The sequence below is a fragment of the Agromyces sp. GXQ0307 genome, from assembly GCF_044769845.1.
In the GTDB taxonomy this organism is placed as follows: Bacteria; Actinomycetota; Actinomycetes; order Actinomycetales; family Microbacteriaceae; genus Agromyces.
In genome coordinates this window covers 50,746-65,715 of record NZ_JBIZVY010000003.1, presented here as the reverse complement: position 1 = coordinate 65,715, position 14,970 = coordinate 50,746, and the positions used below count along the sequence as shown (strand labels likewise).

The following is a 14,970-nucleotide window of genomic DNA, read 5'->3' as shown; positions in this document are numbered from 1 at the left end:
TCGCCGGCGTCAGTGCGTCGCCGGGGTGGGCAGGCCGCCCGACAGCGCCGGCGGTGCGGCAGGTGCGCCGTCCGCGGGCGTCGCGGGCTTCCCGTTCCCGCCCTTCGCAGTCTCCCCCTCCTCCTGCTCCGTCACGAGCGGCACGCCGTCGATCAGGGCATTGGGCACGAGTGCCGCCGACGACGACGCGGTTCCGGCGGCTGCGGTCGGGTCGCCGAGGACGGCCCCGTCCGAGAGCCGGAGGTAGACTGGGGCGGCGTTCGGGACCATGCCGAGCGCCTCCGCGTTCGCCGCCAGGAACTGCGGAGACTCCAGCCGATCGAGGTCGTCGGACAGCTTCTGCTGCTCGCGCCGCAGTTCCGCCTGGCGGAGGAGCTGCTCGTCCATCTCGTATGCGCCCTGCGTCATGGCGATGGACAGGAGCAGCTGGACGATCGCGATCGCGCCGATGGAGCCGAGTGCGACGACCGCGTACGCGAGTCGCGGCCGCGCGCGACGCGCGCCCGGCTCCGGTGCCGGGCGGAGCCGGGGCACGGCGGTCGGCGCCCACCGCCTGGCGGGACGGGCCTGGGCCGGCAGTGCGCTCATGACGGCCTCCTCACTCGTTCTGCGGCGCGAAGTCGCACCGGCTTCGCACGCGGGTTCTCCGCCTGCTCGGACTCGCTCGCGAGCTCGGCTCCCCTGACGAGGAGCCGGAACTGCGGGCGGTGCTCCGGAAGCTCCATCGGCAACCCGGCGGGCGCCGTGGAGGTGGATGCCGCGGCGAGGACGCGCTTGACGAGCCGGTCCTCGAGCGACTGGTAGGACAGCACGACGATGCGGCCGCCCACGGCGACGAGGTCGAGCGCGGCGGGCAAGGCCCGCTCGAGCACCGAGAGCTCCTCGTTGACCTCGATCCGCAACGCCTGGAAGACGCGCTTGGCGGGGTGGCCGGCTCGCTGCACCGCAGCGGGAGTCGCGTCGTGCAGCACCTCGACGAGTCGCCCCGATCGCGTGATCGGGGCATCTGCGCGCGCTCGGACGATGGCCCGGGCGTACCGCGAGGCGAGCTTCTCCTCGCCGTAGTCGCGGAAGATCCGGCGCAGGTCCTCCTCCGAGTACTCGGCGATGACGTCTGCGGCGGTCCGTCCCCGGGTCGAGTCCATGCGCATGTCGAGCGGCGCGTCCTTCGCGTACGCGAACCCGCGCTCCGCGCGATCGAGCTGGAGCGACGAGACGCCGAGGTCGAAGAGGATGGCGTCGACCTCGTCGAATCCCTCCCCGCGGACCGCTTCGGCGATGCCGTCGTAGACGGTGTGCACGAATCGCGCGCGGTCGCCGAACGCCGAGAGGCGCTCCCGCGCGATCCCGATGGCATCGGTGTCGCGGTCGAGTCCGATCGCGATCGCGTTCGGGAAGCGTTCGAGGACGGCCCGCGAGTGGCCGCCCATCCCGAGGGTCGCGTCGACGTACACCGCACCGTCGCGCTCCAGCGCGGGTGCCAGGAGTTCGAGCGTCCGCTCGAGCATCACCGGCGTGTGGATCCGTTCGATGTCCATGAAATCTCCCTCGTTCCCGGGCCTCCGGGTCCCGATCCCCATCCGTTCGTCCTGCTGCGGGGAAGTGCAGCAGGCTCGCACGGCTGGGAGTCGGGGCCCGGAGACTCAGAAGAGTCCGGGGATCACCTCCTCCGCCGTCTCTGCGAAGGCCGCCTCCTGCTCGGCGAGGTACGTCTGCCACGCCGCCGCATCCCAGATCTCCACCCGGCTCCCCGCGCCGATGACCGTCAGGTCTCGGTCGAGCCCCGCGTATGCGCGGAGATTGGCGGGGATGGTGACCCGATGCTGCTTGTCGGGGGTCTCCGCAGAGGCCCCGGAGAGGAAGACGCGCATGTAATCGCGCGCCTGCTTGCTCGTGACGGGGGCTTGGCGGATCTTCTCGCTCATGTCCTCGAACTCCCGCGCGCTGAACACGTAGATGCAGCGCTCCTGACCTCGCGTGAGCACGAGGCCGTTCGACAACTCATCCCGGAACTTCGCCGGAAGAATGACGCGACCCTTCTCGTCGAGCTTCGGTTCGTAGCTTCCGAGGAACATCCCGTCACCCCCATCCTCCGGCCAGGAACCAGGTGCGGTCCCCACTTTACTCCACTACCCTCCACGGAACAACGACATTCCTCCGTTTTCGGCCCTTCGCCCTCAGTGCAGGCCCGGATTCTCAGGCTTCTCGCAGGTGGAGGGAAGTGGATGACGAGGGCGCGGCGTGACCACTGATCGACCGCGCGGGGCCGCGCTCGACGGCCTTCGACCGGGCGGGCTCGGTCGCACCGATCCGTGCACGGGCGCGCCCGATGCAGCGGTGGGCGGATGTGGAGGGGTCCGGCCGACCGGGGTGGAATGAGTCAGCGACTCGGTGGCGTCGACCCGAACACGGCGCGCACGCACGAAAAGACGGGCTGATCCGAGATCAGCCCGTCGATCGGCTCGTCAGTCGACGATGACGGTCAGTCGCGACCCTCCTGGCGGCGATCCCACCGCTCGTTCAGGCGGTCCATGAACCCGGCCTGCGGCTTCGTCGGCTTGGCCGAGCCACCGCCGCTCGGCATGGGCGTCGTCGCCGCGCGACGCTTCGACGGCGTGATGGCGACGAGGACGCCGACGAACATCAGCGCGAAGCCGAGCACCCCGACGATCGTGAGTTGGGAGGCGACTCCGCCGATGAGCGCGCCGGCTCCGGCGACGGCCAGAAGAACGCCGAGGACGATCGCCCGGTAGTTGGGACGGCCTCTGCCTCCACCGCCGACGGTCGCGACGAAATCGGCGTCGTTCTTGTAGAGGTTCCGCTCCATCTCCTCGAGAAGGCGTTGCTCCTGCTCCGAAAGCGGCATCTCATTCCCCTCAGTTCTCGGGACCGACGCTTCGTGACGCCATTCTAGTCCTCTGCGGCCTCGCTAGGCTAGGCAGGTGGCCCATGCTCCCCGACTCGTCGATGCGGTGAACGAACGCCTCGAGGAGTTCCTCGCCGACCGTGCAACCATTCTCCGCTCCATCACCGACGACCTCGACCCGCTGGCGGCATTCTCGAAGCGGTTTCTCAGCGGGGGCAAGCGCTTCCGGGCCAGGTTCTGCAGCCTCGGGTTCGACGCCGTCCGCGGCCCCGATCACGGCGACGGCGATCCCGCGGCGGCGGCCGAGCGATACGCGGTCGTCTCGGCGTCGGCCGCGCTCGAGGTCTTCCATGCCGCGGCGCTCGTCCACGACGACCTGATCGACAACTCCGACACCCGCCGGGGCGCCCCGGCCGCCCACCGCGTCTACGAGGCGCAGCACCTCGACGGCGGCTGGGCCGGCGACGCCGAGGAGTACGGTCGGGCGACGGCGATCCTGCTCGGCGACCTGCTGCTCGGCTGGAGCGACGAACTGCTCGACGAGGGCCTCGCCGGACTCCGGGACGCGTCGGCGTCGAGGGAGACCCGCCTGGAGTTCAATCGCATGCGGACCGAGGTCACGGTCGGGCAGTACCTCGACATCCTCGAGGAGCGCGCGTGGCTCACGCGCCCGGAGGCGGAGCAGCGCGCCCGCGCCGAGCGAGTCGTCGTCCACAAGTCGGCGCGATACAGCATCGAGGCGCCCCTCGCCATCGGCGGGGCGATCGCGGGCGGCTCGGCGGCGCAGCTCGAGGCACTGCGCGCCTTCGGGCTCCCGCTCGGCATCGCCTTCCAGCTTCGGGACGACCTGCTCGGGGTCTACGGCGACCCGGCCGTCACCGGGAAGCCGGCGGGCGACGACCTCCGGGAGGGCAAGCGAACGGTGCTCGTCGCGGTCGCCCGCGAGCGGCTGTCCGCCGGCCAGCGCAGGCTGCTCGACGAACTGCTCGGCGATCCCGGTCTCGACGCCGATCAGATCCGGATGCTGCAGGGCACGATCCGCGACTGCGGCGCCGTCGATGTCGTCGAGGCCGAGATCGCGGCGAACACCGATCGTGCGCTCGCGGCCCTCGCATCGAGCGAACTCGACCGCGAGGCCGCGCACGGGCTCGCCGACCTCGCACGCGCCGTCACACGACGCGAGAGCTGAGTCGGCGAAGGTCAGGCGAGAGCCTGCGCGATCCGGCGCACCTCGGCCTTGCGGCCCGCGCGCAACGCCGCGATGGGCGTGGTGCCGAGGCTGTCCTCCTCGGCGAGGAACCACTCGAGGGCTTCGGCATCGGAGAATCCGGCGTCGGAGAGGACGATCGCCGTCCCGTGCAGTTCGGGCAGCGGGGCGTCATCGCGGAGGAAGTCCTCCGGCACCTTGAGGACGCCGTCGATGCGCGCGCCGAGCAGGTGGCGGTCGTCGATGAGGCGCCGGATCCGGCCGGGACTCTGCCCCATCCGTTCGACCAGGTCGGGGATGGTCAGCCACACGGTCTGCTCGGCGTCGGTCACAGCACCAGCCTGCCACGACCGGGCGCCGGTCGGAACCGGTTCGGCCCCGCGCGGCGCGACTCGCGACGATGAGTTTGACTCGCCATCTCGGCCGTGAGAGCGTGACGGCATCCGCTCGCAGGCGGAGGGGGAACATGAGGCAGTACCGCGACGACACGCCCGAGGGGGGCGAGCCGGGGCCCGGGGGTCGGGTTCCGGCGCTCCGACGCGTCGGCGTCCTCCGTCTGCTCACACTCCCCGTCGCGGTCGTCGGCGCCGTCGCCGTCACCCTCGGATTCGCCCAGCCCGCCGATGCCGCACCGCAGTCCGTGAAGCGGCAGCCGAAGGCGAAGGAGACGCGCGGCACGCCGACCCCTCGTCAGGCGATGCCCGCGTCGGCGGTCCCGAGCGAGGTGGTGGTCGCCCAGGGCGACACGGTGAGCGCGATCGCCGAGCGGTACGGCCTGTCCACCGCAGAGGTGCTGGCCGAGAACGGCCTCAGCTGGTCGAGCCTGATCTTCCCCGGCCAGCGGCTGGCGCTCCCCGGCGGCGCGCCCGACTTCACCGTCGAGACGGATGCCGGCATCGCCCGGCACATCGTCGCGCCCGGCGACACGATGATCGCGATCGCGGCGGAGTACGGCCTCGACGTCGACGTGGTGCTCAGCGCCAACGGCCTCGGACGTGCGAGCCTCATCTTCCCCGGGCAGGCGATCACGATCCCGGCCGGCGCAGCGGGCGGGGCGGCGGCATCGGTCCCGGAGCCGTCGGCACCGACGCCCGCACACCCGTCGGACGCCGAGCAGTCGCACGTCGTCGCCGCCGGAGACACGATGATCGCGATCGGGGAACGCTACGGCGTCGACCTCGAGCGATTGCTCGAGCTCAACGGGCTCGCCGCGACGAGCGTGATCGTGCCCGGCCAGCGGATCATCGTCAGGCCACCCGCGGTCGAGGCCGCGACCGCCGCCGCACTCGACGTCGCACTCGACGACGAGATGCGCGCGAACGCACGGATCATCGTCGAGGTCGGCCGCTCGCTCGGCGTGCCCGACCAGGGCATCGTGGTCGCACTCGCCGCCGCCGCCCAGGAATCGGGCCTGCGCAACGTGCGCCACGGCGATCGCGACTCGCTCGGACTCTTCCAGCAGCGTCCGAGCCAGGGGTGGGGCACCCCTGAGCAGGTGCTCGACCCGGTGCGTGCCGCGACCGCGTTCTACGGCGGGCCGACCACCCCGAACGACGGACGGACGCCCGGCCTGCTCGACGTGCCCGACTGGGCCGGCATGACGGTCACGGATGCCGCCCAGTCCGTGCAGCGCAGCGCGCACCCGAAGCACTACGCCAAGTGGGAGGCGTCCGCCCGACGCTGGCTCGACGAGCTCGGGTGAACGGAGGACGGCGTCCGTTCGTCACGATGCCGTTTCGGTTCGCCGCGGTCCCGGCGTTTGTTCACCGAACGGCATATGCCACTTCGTACACTCGTACGGTGACCACCGCGCCACCCGCCGACCCGATGATCGGCCGTCTCGTCGACGGCCGGTATCAGGTGCGCTCGCGCATCGCGCGCGGCGGTATGGCGACGGTCTACCTCGCCACCGACCTCCGACTCGAGCGCCGGGTGGCGATCAAGATCATGCACGGCCACCTGGCCGACGACAACACGTTCAAGACCCGCTTCGTCCAGGAGGCGCGGTCGGCGGCCCGCCTCGCGCACCCGAACGTGGTCAACGTGTTCGACCAGGGACAGGACGCCGACATGGCGTACCTCGTCATGGAGTACCTGCCCGGCATCACCCTGCGGGACCTGCTGAAGGACTACCGACGGCTGACGCCCGAGCAGACCGTCGACATCCTCGACGCGGTGCTGTCGGGCCTCGCCGCCGCCCACAAGGCGGGGATCGTGCACCGCGACCTCAAGCCGGAGAACGTGCTGCTCGCCGACGACGGCCGCATCAAGCTCGGCGACTTCGGCCTCGCGCGCGCCGCGAGCGCGAACACCGCGACCGGCCAGGCGCTCCTGGGCACCATCGCCTACCTCTCCCCCGAGCTCGTGACCCGCGGCGTGGCCGACGCGCGGAGCGACATCTACGCGCTCGGCATCATGGCGTACGAGATGCTGACCGGGGAGCAGCCCTACGTCGGCGAGGCGCCCATGCAGATCGCCTACCAGCACGCCAACGAGTCCGTGCCCGCGCCGAGCACGCGCGCTCCGTCGGTCCCTCCCGAACTCGACGCGCTCGTGCTCTGGGCGACCTCGCGCGATCCGGACCAGCGACCCGCCGATGCCCGGACCATGCTCGATCGACTGCGCGAGATCGAACCGGCCCTGGGCCCGGCACGCCAGCACACGGGCATGCACGACACGCTCGTCATCGGCGGCGGCACCGATGCGCCCACCGCAGAGACCCGCGTGATCGGCCCGATCGGCACCCCGGTCGCAACGGCGACCGAGGACGCCGACGACGCGGCCGCGCTCGAGCGGTCCACGACACGTCGCCGGAACCGCGGGTACTGGATCCTGGCCCTCGTGCTGCTCCTGACCGGCCTCTCGGCCGGCACGGGTTGGTACTTCGGCGCCGGCCCCGGCGCCCTCGCGAGCATTCCCGACACCGCTGAGATGCTTCCCCAGAACGCCACGCAGACGCTCGAGGACGCGGGCTTCGTCGTGGAGCCGGCCGAACGCAACGATCCGGTCGTACCCGCCGGCCAGGTCATCGGGACCGACCCGCCGGCCGGCGACTTCGCGCGACGAGGTTCGAGCGTGACGATGTTCGTGTCGACCGGCCCGCAGATCCTCGCGGTGCCCGACGTCATCGGCGCACCCGAAGCGGACGCTCGCGGGCGGCTCGCCGACTTCACCGTGGCGGAGGAGAGCGCGAAGCAGTTCTCGGCAGATGTCGAGGCGGGTCTCGTCCTCGCCGTGCTCGACGCCGACGGCGCCGCCGTCGGCGCGGAGTACCCGGAGCTCGGCGCGCTGACCCTGCTCGTCTCCGTCGGTCCCGTGCCCCCTGTGGAGGGGCTCGGCGTCGGCGAGGCGCAGTCGCGCCTCGAGTCCGCCGGCCTCACCGTCGAGTTCGCCGATCCGGTGTTCTCGAACGACGTCGCCGTCGACGTGGTGATCACCGCCGAGTGGCTCGACGACCCGATGAATCCGGGCGACGTCGTACGACTCACCCTCTCGAAGGGCCCCGACCTCGTGGAAGTTCCGAACGTCGTCACCGGCCAGACCATCGCCGAGGCACGAGCCCAGCTCGAGGAGGCCGGCTTCTCGGTGGCCTCGAACGTGCCCGGATTCCTCGAAGGCGCCGTCGTGGCATCCGTCCAGGACCCGGCGGCCGGCGAGTCGGTCGCGCGCGGCTCCGAGGTGACCGTCAACTTCCAGCCGTAGTCGGCGTGGCAGACGCCGACGGGCGGCCGCGGCATCCGTGTGCCACGACCGCCCGCCGCGTGTCGTCCGCCGTCAGCGTGCGGCGAGCTCCTCGGCGACGAGGAACGCCAGCTCGAGCGACTGCATGTGGTTCAGGCGCGGGTCGCACAGCGACTCGTACCGCGTCGCCAGCGTCTCCTCGTCGATGTGCTCCGAACCGCCGAGGCACTCCGTCACGTCGTCGCCCGTGAGCTCGACGTGGATGCCGCCCGGGTGCGTGCCGGCGGCGCGGTGCGCCTCGAAGAAGCCCGCGACCTCGTCCATGACGTCGTCGAAGCGGCGCGTCTTGTACCCGGTCGGCGTCGTGATGCCGTTGCCGTGCATCGGGTCGGTGACCCACAGCGGGTTCGCGTCGCTCCGCTTGATCGTCTCGAGCAGCGGCGGCAGCGCATCGCGGATCTTCCCGGCACCCATCCGCGTGATGAAGGTCAGGCGTCCGGGCTCGCGGTGCGGGTCGAGCTTGTCGACGAGCTCCATCATGATCTCGGGCGTCGTGGTCGGGCCGAGCTTCACGCCGATCGGATTGCGGACGCGCGACAGGAAGTCGACGTGCGCGCCGTCGAGCTCGCGTGTGCGCTCGCCGATCCAGATGAAGTGCGCCGACGTGTTGTACGGCGTGCCCGTGCGGGAGTCGATGCGCGTCATCGGCCGCTCGTAGTCCATGAGCAGGCCCTCGTGACCGGTGTAGAACTCGGTCCGACGCAGCTCGTCGAAGTCGGCGCCGCACGCGTCCATGAACTTGACCGCACGGTCGATCTCGCGCGCGAGCTTCTCGTAGCGGATGTTGGCCGGGTTCGCCGCGAAACCCTGGTTCCAGGCGTGCACCTGACGCAGGTCGGCGAAGCCGCCCTGCGTGAACGCACGGATGAGGTTCAGCGTCGACGCGGCCATGTGGTAGCCCTGCAGCAGGCGGGACGGGTCGGCTGCGCGTGATTCCGGCGTGAAGTCGTAGCCGTTGACGATGTCGCCCCGGTACGCCGGCAGGGTCACTCCCCCGCGGGTCTCGGTGTCGCTCGAGCGGGGCTTGGCGAACTGCCCCGCCATCCGCCCCATCTTCACGACCGGCATCGATGCGCCGTACGTGAGCACGACCGCCATCTGCAGCACGGTCTTCACCCGGTTGCGGATCTGGTCGGCCGTGGCGCCCGCGAAGGTCTCGGCGCAGTCGCCGCCCTGGAGCAGGAACGCCTCGCCGCGCGACGCGGCCGCGAGGCGGTCGCGCAGCATGTCGACCTCGCCGGCGAACACGAGCGGCGGCAGCGTGGCCAGTTCAGCGGATGCCGCGTGCGCGGCCTCCGCGTCGGGCCAGCTCGGCTGCTGCTTGATGGGGAGCGTGCGCCAATAGTCGAGGCCGGCAATCACGGAGGGATCTGCATTCACGACCGGCTCGACGAGCTGTACCACTGGACTGTCCTGAGGGTTCGGGCGCACACGGCGCGGAAACGAGGCGGCGCCGCACGTCGCGACGCCGTGGCTCCAGCCTACCGTGGGGCGGAGGCTCGTTACCTCGCCGGGGTCTGGGCGGCCCGCTGCTCCCGAAGGGTGCTCGCGTACACGTCGACGTACTCCTGCGCACTGAGCGCTCGCAGATCGTAGACGAGCTCGTCGGTCACGGAGCGGAGCACGAACCGGTCGCCCTCCATGCCGTGGAACCGCGAGAAGTCGAGCGGCTCGCCGAACACGATGCCGACGCGCCGCACCTTGGGCAGCCTCGTCCCGATCGGCATGATCTCGGCAGTGCCGATCATGGCCACGGGGACGACCGGAACGCCGGCCTCGAGCACCATGCGGGCGACGCCCGTCCGCCCGCGATAGAGCTTCCCGTCAGGGCTGCGGGTGCCCTCCGGGTAGATGCCGAGGATGCGACCCTCGCCGAGCACGCGCAGGCCGGTGTTCAGGGAGGCTTCCGACGCCTTGCCGCCGGAGCGGTCGATGGGCAGCTGGCCCGCCGCCTGGAAGAACATCCTCGTCGCCCAGCCCTTGAGTCCCTTGCCGGTGAAGTACTCGCTCTTGGCGAGGAACACGACCGGCCTGTCGACGACGAGCGGCAGGAAGATCGAGTCGATGAAGGAGAGGTGGTTCGAGGCGAGGATGACGGGCCCTTCCTTCGGGACCCGCTCGAGCCCGACCACCCAGGGGCGGAAGATCGAGAGGAGCAGCGGCCCCACCACGATGTGCTTCATGATCCAGTAGAACACCCTGGTCCTCCGTCTCGTCCCGCTGCCCGGCAAGCCTAGCGCCGCAGGCGTCAGGCGTGCTCCTCGACCCAGACGCGCGCGAGATCGGCCGCGCCGACCACGCCGGCGTCGTTCACGAGCTCGGCGATCACGAAGTCGGGCTCGGGGTGGTAGCCGCGTGCCGGGAGATGCTCGAGGTAGGCCTCGCGAACGGGCGCCAGCAGCAGTTCGCCCGCGACCGCGACCCCGCCGCCGAACACGAACCGCTGCGGGTCGAGCACAGCGGACAGGCTCGCCGACGCCTCGCCGAGCCAACGCCCGAGCTGCCGAAGGGCGGCCACGGCGCCGGGATCCTCGGAGGCGATCAGTGCGCCCACGATCGTGCCGTCGAGCGCACCGTGCTCCTCGCGGGCTCGCGCGAGGCTCTGCCCGATGCCACCGGCATCCGCGATCTCGTTCGCCATCCGCAGCAGCGCCCGTCCTGACCCGTACTGCTCGAGGCATCCGTGCTGGCCGCAGCCGCAGGCGACACCGTTCGGCACCAGTCGGATGTGACCGAGTTCGGCCCCTGCACCGAAGCCGCCGCGGAAGAGCCGATCGCCGGCGACGATCGCGCCGCCGACCCCGGTGCCGATCGTGAGCATGACCATGTCGCTGACCATCCGCCCCGCACCGAACCGGAACTCGGCCCAGCCGGCGGCGTTCGCGTCGTTCTCGACCACGACGTTGCCGCCGACGCGGGCCTCGAGCTTCTCGCGGAAGGGCTCGTTCCGCCAGTCGATGTTCGGTGCGTAGTACACGGTCGACTGGGCGGCGTCGATGAAGCCCGCTGCGGCGACCCCGACCGCGTCGATTCGCTCCCCGCCGGCGAGCTCGCCGATCATGGCGACCACCGAATCCTCGAGGGCCGCGGTGTCGACGGGCGTCGGCACCCTGGCCGAACGGACGATGGCTCCGAGCTCGTCGACCACGGCGCCCGCGATCTTGGTGCCGCCGATGTCGATGCCGATCGCGTGCACGTCGAACGCCTTTCGCCAGGGGTGGGTGGGTGCGAACCGCCGGTCCGGCCGGTGCCGCACCGACTAGAGTGTAGTCAACCCCACTGCCGTGGTCGTGCGGCCCGAACCCGCCGACCCTCCCGGTGCCGAAGGAGCTACCGTGATCGAGTTCACCACCGCGCCCCTGGTCCCCGCCGACCCCGACGCGAACACCACCGACCTCCTGGTCGAACGGGTCAGGGCGACGCCCGACTCCGTGCTCTTCTCGCTGCCCACCGCCGATGGCGGCTGGAGCCCGGTCACGACGCGCGAGTTCCACGAGCAGGTCGTTCGCCTCGCGAAGGGCTTCGTCGCGGCCGGCATCCAGCCCGGCGACAAGATCGGGCTCATGAGCAAGACCCGGTACGAGTGGACCCTCATCGACTTCGCCGCCTGGTTCGCCGGCGCCATCCTCGTCCCCGTCTACGAGACGAGCTCGCCCGCACAGGTCCGCTGGAACCTCGGCGACTCCGGCGCCATCGCCGTGATCCTCGAGACGGCCGACCACTTCGCCCGGTTCGACGAGGTGCACCCCGACCTCCCCGCGATCCGCAACGTCTGGCAGATCGACCTGGGCGACCTCGACAAGCTCGCCTCGTCGGGTTCCGAGGTTCCCGACGATGAGATCGAACGACGCCGCAACCTCGCCGTCGGCTCCGACATCGCCACGCTGATCTACACCTCGGGGTCCACCGGCAAGCCCAAGGGCTGCGTGCTCACCCACTCGAACTTCGTCGAGCTCTGCCGCAACTCCGCAGTCGCGCTCGAAGAGGTCGTGCTCGACCCGAACGGCGCCTCGACGCTGCTCTTCATCACCACGGCGCACATCTTCGCCCGATTCATCTCGGTGCTCTGCGTGCACGCCGGCGTCCGCGTCGGCCACCAGCCGGACACGAAGCAGCTCCTCCCCTCGCTCGGCAGCTTCAAGCCGACGTTCCTCCTCGCGGTGCCGCGCGTGTTCGAGAAGGTCTACAACGTGTCCGAGCAGAAGGCCGAGGCCGGCGGCAAGGGCAAGATCTTCCACGCGGCGGCCGAGACGGCCGTCGCCTACTCGACCGCACAGGAGGCCGGCGGCAAGATCCCGCTCGGGCTCCGGCTCAGGTTCGCGCTGTTCGACCGCCTCGTCTTCTCGAAGCTGCGCGCGGCGATGGGTGGCAACGTCAAGTACGCGGTCTCGGGGTCCGCTCCGCTCGGCCCCCGACTCGGCCACTTCTACCACGCGCTCGGCATCACCATCCTCGAGGGCTACGGCCTCACGGAGACCACCGCTCCGGCGACCGTGAACCTCGCCACCCGGTCCAAGATCGGCACCGTCGGTCCGGCGCTGCCGGGCGTGTCGGTCCGCCTGGCCGACGACGGCGAGATCCAGGTCAAGGGCGTCAACGTCTTCAAGGAGTACTGGAAGAACCCCGAGGCCACCGCCGAGACGTTCGACGGCGAGTGGTTCAAGACCGGCGACATCGGCGAGTTCGACACCGACGGCTTCCTCACGATCACCGGCCGCAAGAAGGAGATCATCGTCACGGCCGGCGGCAAGAACGTCGCTCCCGCCGCACTGGAGGACCCGATCCGCGCCAACCCGCTCGTCGGACAGGTCGTGGTGGTCGGTGACCAGAAGCCGTTCATCTCGGCGCTGGTCACCCTCGACCCCGAGATGCTGCCGGTCTGGCTGAACAACCACGGCGAAGACGCCGGGATGAGCGTCGACGACGCCGCGAAGAACCCCGTCGTCCTCGCCGAGGTGCAGCGTGCGATCGACGCCGCGAACGAGAACGTGTCGCGCGCCGAATCGATCCGGAAGTTCGTCATCCTCCCGATCGAGTTCACCGAGGACAGCGGGCACCTCACTCCGAAGATGAGCATCAAGCGCAACGTCATCCTCGACGACTTCTCCGCGGAGATCGACGGGCTCTACTCGGGCGCGCCGGCGACCGAGGGCCACTCGATCATCAGCTGATCGACATCGGACTCGGATGCCCCGCGGCTCGTGCCGCGGGGCATCCGTCGTCTCCGGACCGTGTTCGCCCGCTCAGCCGAGCGAGCCGGAGCACGGTCGACTCAGAACCAGTCGGATTCGCGGACGGCACGCATCGCCGCGCGACGCTCGTCCTTCTCGAGGCGGTCGAGATAGAGCACGCCGTCGAGGTGGTCGGTCTCGTGCTGGAGCGCCTGGGCCATCAGCCCCTCGCCGGCGAGCTCGATCTCGTTCCCGTCGAGGTCGATGCCCCGCACGCGGGCGAACGGATGCCGCGGAGTCTTGTGCCAGAGACCCGGCACCGAGAGGCAGCCCTCGTCGACGAGCTCGGGATCGCCCACGACCTCGACGAGGACCGGGTTGATGATGTAGCCGATCTCGCCGTCGACGTTGTAGCTGAACACACGGAGGTTCACGCCGATCTGGGGGGCCGCGACGCCAGCGCGCCCGGGAAGCCGGACACTGTCGACGAGGTCTTCGACGAGTGATCGGACGCGGTCGTCGACGAGGTCGACAGGGCTCGAGACGGTCTTCAGGACGGGGTCGCCGAACAGGCGAATGGGACGTTCCGGCAATGATGCTCCGTGTTCAGTGCCCGCGTTCGACGGGCAGGCCTTCCACCACGAGGGCGGCGAGTTCGCGGGCCGAGTGCTGGGTCACCGGACGCAGGTCGCTCCAGTTCACCACCGACCCCGCTGCGAGCTGCGGGTCGTACGGGATCCGTACGATCTCGCGCACGCGAGACTGGAAGTGGGCCTCGATCTCGTCGACCTTGACGAGGTGAGTCCCCTGCGTGGCGAGGTTGATCGCGACGACGGCATTGCGGACGAGTTCCCCGTACCCGTTCGCCTCGAGCCAGGTGAGCGTCTCGCTGGCGAGTCGCGCCTCGTCGACGCTGCCGCCCGAGACGATCACGATCGAATCGGCACGCTGCAGCGTCGCCCGCATCACCGAGTGCACGATGCCCGTACCGCAATCGGTGAGGACGAGCGAGTAGTAGCGCGCCGCAAGCCCGGCGACGACGTTGTAGTCGTTGTCGTCGAACGCCTCGGAGAGCGTGGGATCGGTGTCGGAGGCGAGGATGTCGAGTCGGGTCTCATCACGCGAGACGAACCTCGAGAAATCGGTGTAGCCGCCGATGGACGACGCCTTCGCGACGACGTCGCGCACGGTTTCCCTCGTCTGCCGGTCGACCCGTTCCGCCAGCGTGCCGCGATCCGGGTTCGCGTCGATCGCGATGATCCGATCGTCGCGTGCATCCGCGAGGGCCATGCCGAGCAGTGCGGTCACCGTCGTCTTGCCGACGCCGCCCTTGCGGGTCAGCACCGGGACGAAGCGCGCCCCGCCCTCGAAACGGCGACGGATGCGCTCGCTCATCTCCTTGTGCGCTCGGACCTTCGCGGAGTCACCGAGGTTGACCAGGTGGAAGGTGGCCTCGTAGAGGAAGCGGTTCATGCCGCCCTGGGGGGCCGGTCGCGTCGTGCGGTTGAGGTCGATGAGGCGGTCCGCCGTCAGTGACTCCGCGGTCTCCGGCACCTCGGCCGGTGCGACCGCCGACTCACCGTCGGCGACGATCGCGACATGCGAGCCGGTGTCGGTCGTGACCCGCTCACGGCGAAGCCGTGCACCGTCGGCGGCGAGGAGCGCCCCGTACGGCGACGCGTCGTGCCGGCCGGCGGATCGGTAGCCGGCTCCCGCGAGAGCGGGCACCACGTCGACCGAGGTCGTTCCCGTCGTCACCGCCGTCAGATCGCCCGGGTCGACGGCGACATCGTCGATCGCGACGGCCACCTCTTCGTCGGGCATGACGCGAGCCGGGGCCGGCGGAAGGTCGACGTGCACGTCGATGTCGTCGGCCGCGTGCGCACCGCCCGACCGCGCACGGTCGGCGGTGGTGCGGGAGACGGGACGGCGTGGTCCGCGGTTCGTATCGTCATCGTGCTCTGCCACCGATTCCCCTCCTCATC

At 70.6% G+C, this 14,970-nt stretch carries 14 protein-coding genes; 4 read left to right on the top strand and 10 right to left on the bottom strand.

Features of this window, described 5'->3' with window-relative positions; all coding sequences use genetic code 11:
• Positions 1-9 precede the first annotated feature (9 nt).
• The 4 genes from ACIQH8_RS10335 to ACIQH8_RS10320 all read right to left on the bottom strand — a co-directional run bounded on the left by ACIQH8_RS10335 (position 10) and on the right by ACIQH8_RS10320 (position 2,866).
• Positions 10-588 carry a hypothetical protein gene (locus ACIQH8_RS10335; protein ID WP_400998089.1) on the bottom strand — a complete coding sequence of 193 codons (579 nt, stop codon included), beginning with the start codon at positions 586-588 and terminating at the stop codon, positions 10-12.
• Positions 585-1,538 carry a 16S rRNA (cytosine(1402)-N(4))-methyltransferase RsmH gene (gene rsmH / locus ACIQH8_RS10330; RefSeq protein WP_400998086.1) on the bottom strand — a complete coding sequence of 318 codons (954 nt, stop codon included), beginning with the start codon at positions 1,536-1,538 and terminating at the stop codon, positions 585-587. Before rsmH ends, ACIQH8_RS10335 begins: the two co-directional genes overlap by 4 nt.
• A 105-nt stretch (positions 1,539-1,643) precedes the next feature.
• Positions 1,644-2,075, bottom strand: coding sequence for a division/cell wall cluster transcriptional repressor MraZ (mraZ, locus tag ACIQH8_RS10325; protein WP_129233160.1), 432 nt, complete (start codon positions 2,073-2,075; stop codon positions 1,644-1,646).
• 407 nt (positions 2,076-2,482) lie between these two features.
• On the bottom strand, positions 2,483-2,866 hold the full coding sequence (locus tag ACIQH8_RS10320) for a DUF3040 domain-containing protein (RefSeq protein ID WP_400998083.1): 384 nt from the start codon (positions 2,864-2,866) through the stop codon (positions 2,483-2,485).
• Positions 2,867-2,942: 76 nt separating this feature from the next.
• Here ACIQH8_RS10320 and ACIQH8_RS10315 point away from each other — a divergent pair, with 76 nt between their 5' ends.
• Positions 2,943-4,055, top strand: coding sequence for a polyprenyl synthetase family protein (locus ACIQH8_RS10315; RefSeq protein ID WP_400998080.1), 1,113 nt, complete (start codon positions 2,943-2,945; stop codon positions 4,053-4,055).
• An 11-nt stretch (positions 4,056-4,066) separates the two neighbouring features.
• On the opposite strand, the gene ACIQH8_RS10310 is transcribed toward ACIQH8_RS10315, so the two are convergent.
• Positions 4,067-4,405 carry an Rv2175c family DNA-binding protein gene (locus ACIQH8_RS10310; protein ID WP_400998077.1) on the bottom strand — a complete coding sequence of 113 codons (339 nt, stop codon included), beginning with the start codon at positions 4,403-4,405 and terminating at the stop codon, positions 4,067-4,069.
• A gap of 134 nt (positions 4,406-4,539) precedes the next feature.
• On the opposite strand from ACIQH8_RS10310, the gene ACIQH8_RS10305 reads away from it, so the two are divergent.
• Positions 4,540-5,775, top strand: a complete 1,236-nt coding sequence (locus ACIQH8_RS10305) for a LysM peptidoglycan-binding domain-containing protein (RefSeq protein ID WP_400998074.1) — start codon at positions 4,540-4,542, stop codon at positions 5,773-5,775.
• 125 nt (positions 5,776-5,900) lie between these two features.
• Positions 5,901-7,775: a Stk1 family PASTA domain-containing Ser/Thr kinase gene (gene pknB, locus ACIQH8_RS10300; protein ID WP_400999786.1), complete on the top strand. Its 1,875-nt coding sequence runs from the start codon at positions 5,901-5,903 to the stop codon at positions 7,773-7,775.
• Positions 7,776-7,847: 72 nt separating this feature from the next.
• Here pknB and ACIQH8_RS10295 read toward each other — a convergent pair whose 3' ends face one another.
• The 3 genes from ACIQH8_RS10295 to ACIQH8_RS10285 all read right to left on the bottom strand — a co-directional run bounded on the left by ACIQH8_RS10295 (position 7,848) and on the right by ACIQH8_RS10285 (position 11,010).
• Entirely contained in the window at positions 7,848-9,176 is a 1,329-nt protein-coding gene (locus ACIQH8_RS10295) for a class II 3-deoxy-7-phosphoheptulonate synthase (protein WP_400998071.1), read from the bottom strand.
• A 140-nt stretch (positions 9,177-9,316) separates the two neighbouring features.
• Positions 9,317-10,012, bottom strand: coding sequence for a lysophospholipid acyltransferase family protein (locus ACIQH8_RS10290; RefSeq protein ID WP_400998069.1), 696 nt, complete (start codon positions 10,010-10,012; stop codon positions 9,317-9,319).
• A gap of 50 nt (positions 10,013-10,062) precedes the next feature.
• Positions 10,063-11,010: an ROK family glucokinase gene (locus ACIQH8_RS10285; protein ID WP_400999784.1), complete on the bottom strand. Its 948-nt coding sequence runs from the start codon at positions 11,008-11,010 to the stop codon at positions 10,063-10,065.
• A gap of 139 nt (positions 11,011-11,149) precedes the next feature.
• On the opposite strand from ACIQH8_RS10285, the gene ACIQH8_RS10280 reads away from it, so the two are divergent.
• The gene (locus ACIQH8_RS10280; RefSeq protein ID WP_400998066.1) at positions 11,150-12,985 is read left to right on the top strand and encodes an AMP-dependent synthetase/ligase; all 1,836 of its coding nucleotides are present in this window, start codon (positions 11,150-11,152) and stop codon (positions 12,983-12,985) included.
• 101 nt (positions 12,986-13,086) lie between these two features.
• On the opposite strand, the gene def is transcribed toward ACIQH8_RS10280, so the two are convergent.
• The gene (def, locus tag ACIQH8_RS10275) at positions 13,087-13,578 is read right to left on the bottom strand and encodes a peptide deformylase (protein WP_155051361.1); all 492 of its coding nucleotides are present in this window, start codon (positions 13,576-13,578) and stop codon (positions 13,087-13,089) included.
• A 13-nt stretch (positions 13,579-13,591) separates the two neighbouring features.
• On the bottom strand, positions 13,592-14,953 hold the full coding sequence (locus ACIQH8_RS10270) for an AAA family ATPase (protein WP_400998062.1): 1,362 nt from the start codon (positions 14,951-14,953) through the stop codon (positions 13,592-13,594).
• Positions 14,954-14,970: the final 17 nt, after the last annotated feature.

Coding starts and splice junctions, on each gene's coding strand:
- ACIQH8_RS10335 (WP_400998089.1), bottom strand. CDS start 588: ATGAGCGCACTGCCGGCCCAGGCCCGTCCCGCCAGGCGGTGGGCGCCG.
- rsmH (WP_400998086.1), bottom strand. CDS start 1,538: ATGGACATCGAACGGATCCACACGCCGGTGATGCTCGAGCGGACGCTC.
- mraZ (WP_129233160.1), bottom strand. CDS start 2,075: ATGTTCCTCGGAAGCTACGAACCGAAGCTCGACGAGAAGGGTCGCGTC.
- ACIQH8_RS10320 (WP_400998083.1), bottom strand. CDS start 2,866: ATGCCGCTTTCGGAGCAGGAGCAACGCCTTCTCGAGGAGATGGAGCGG.
- ACIQH8_RS10305 (WP_400998074.1), top strand. CDS start 4,540: ATGAGGCAGTACCGCGACGACACGCCCGAGGGGGGCGAGCCGGGGCCC.
- pknB (WP_400999786.1), top strand. CDS start 5,901: ATGATCGGCCGTCTCGTCGACGGCCGGTATCAGGTGCGCTCGCGCATC.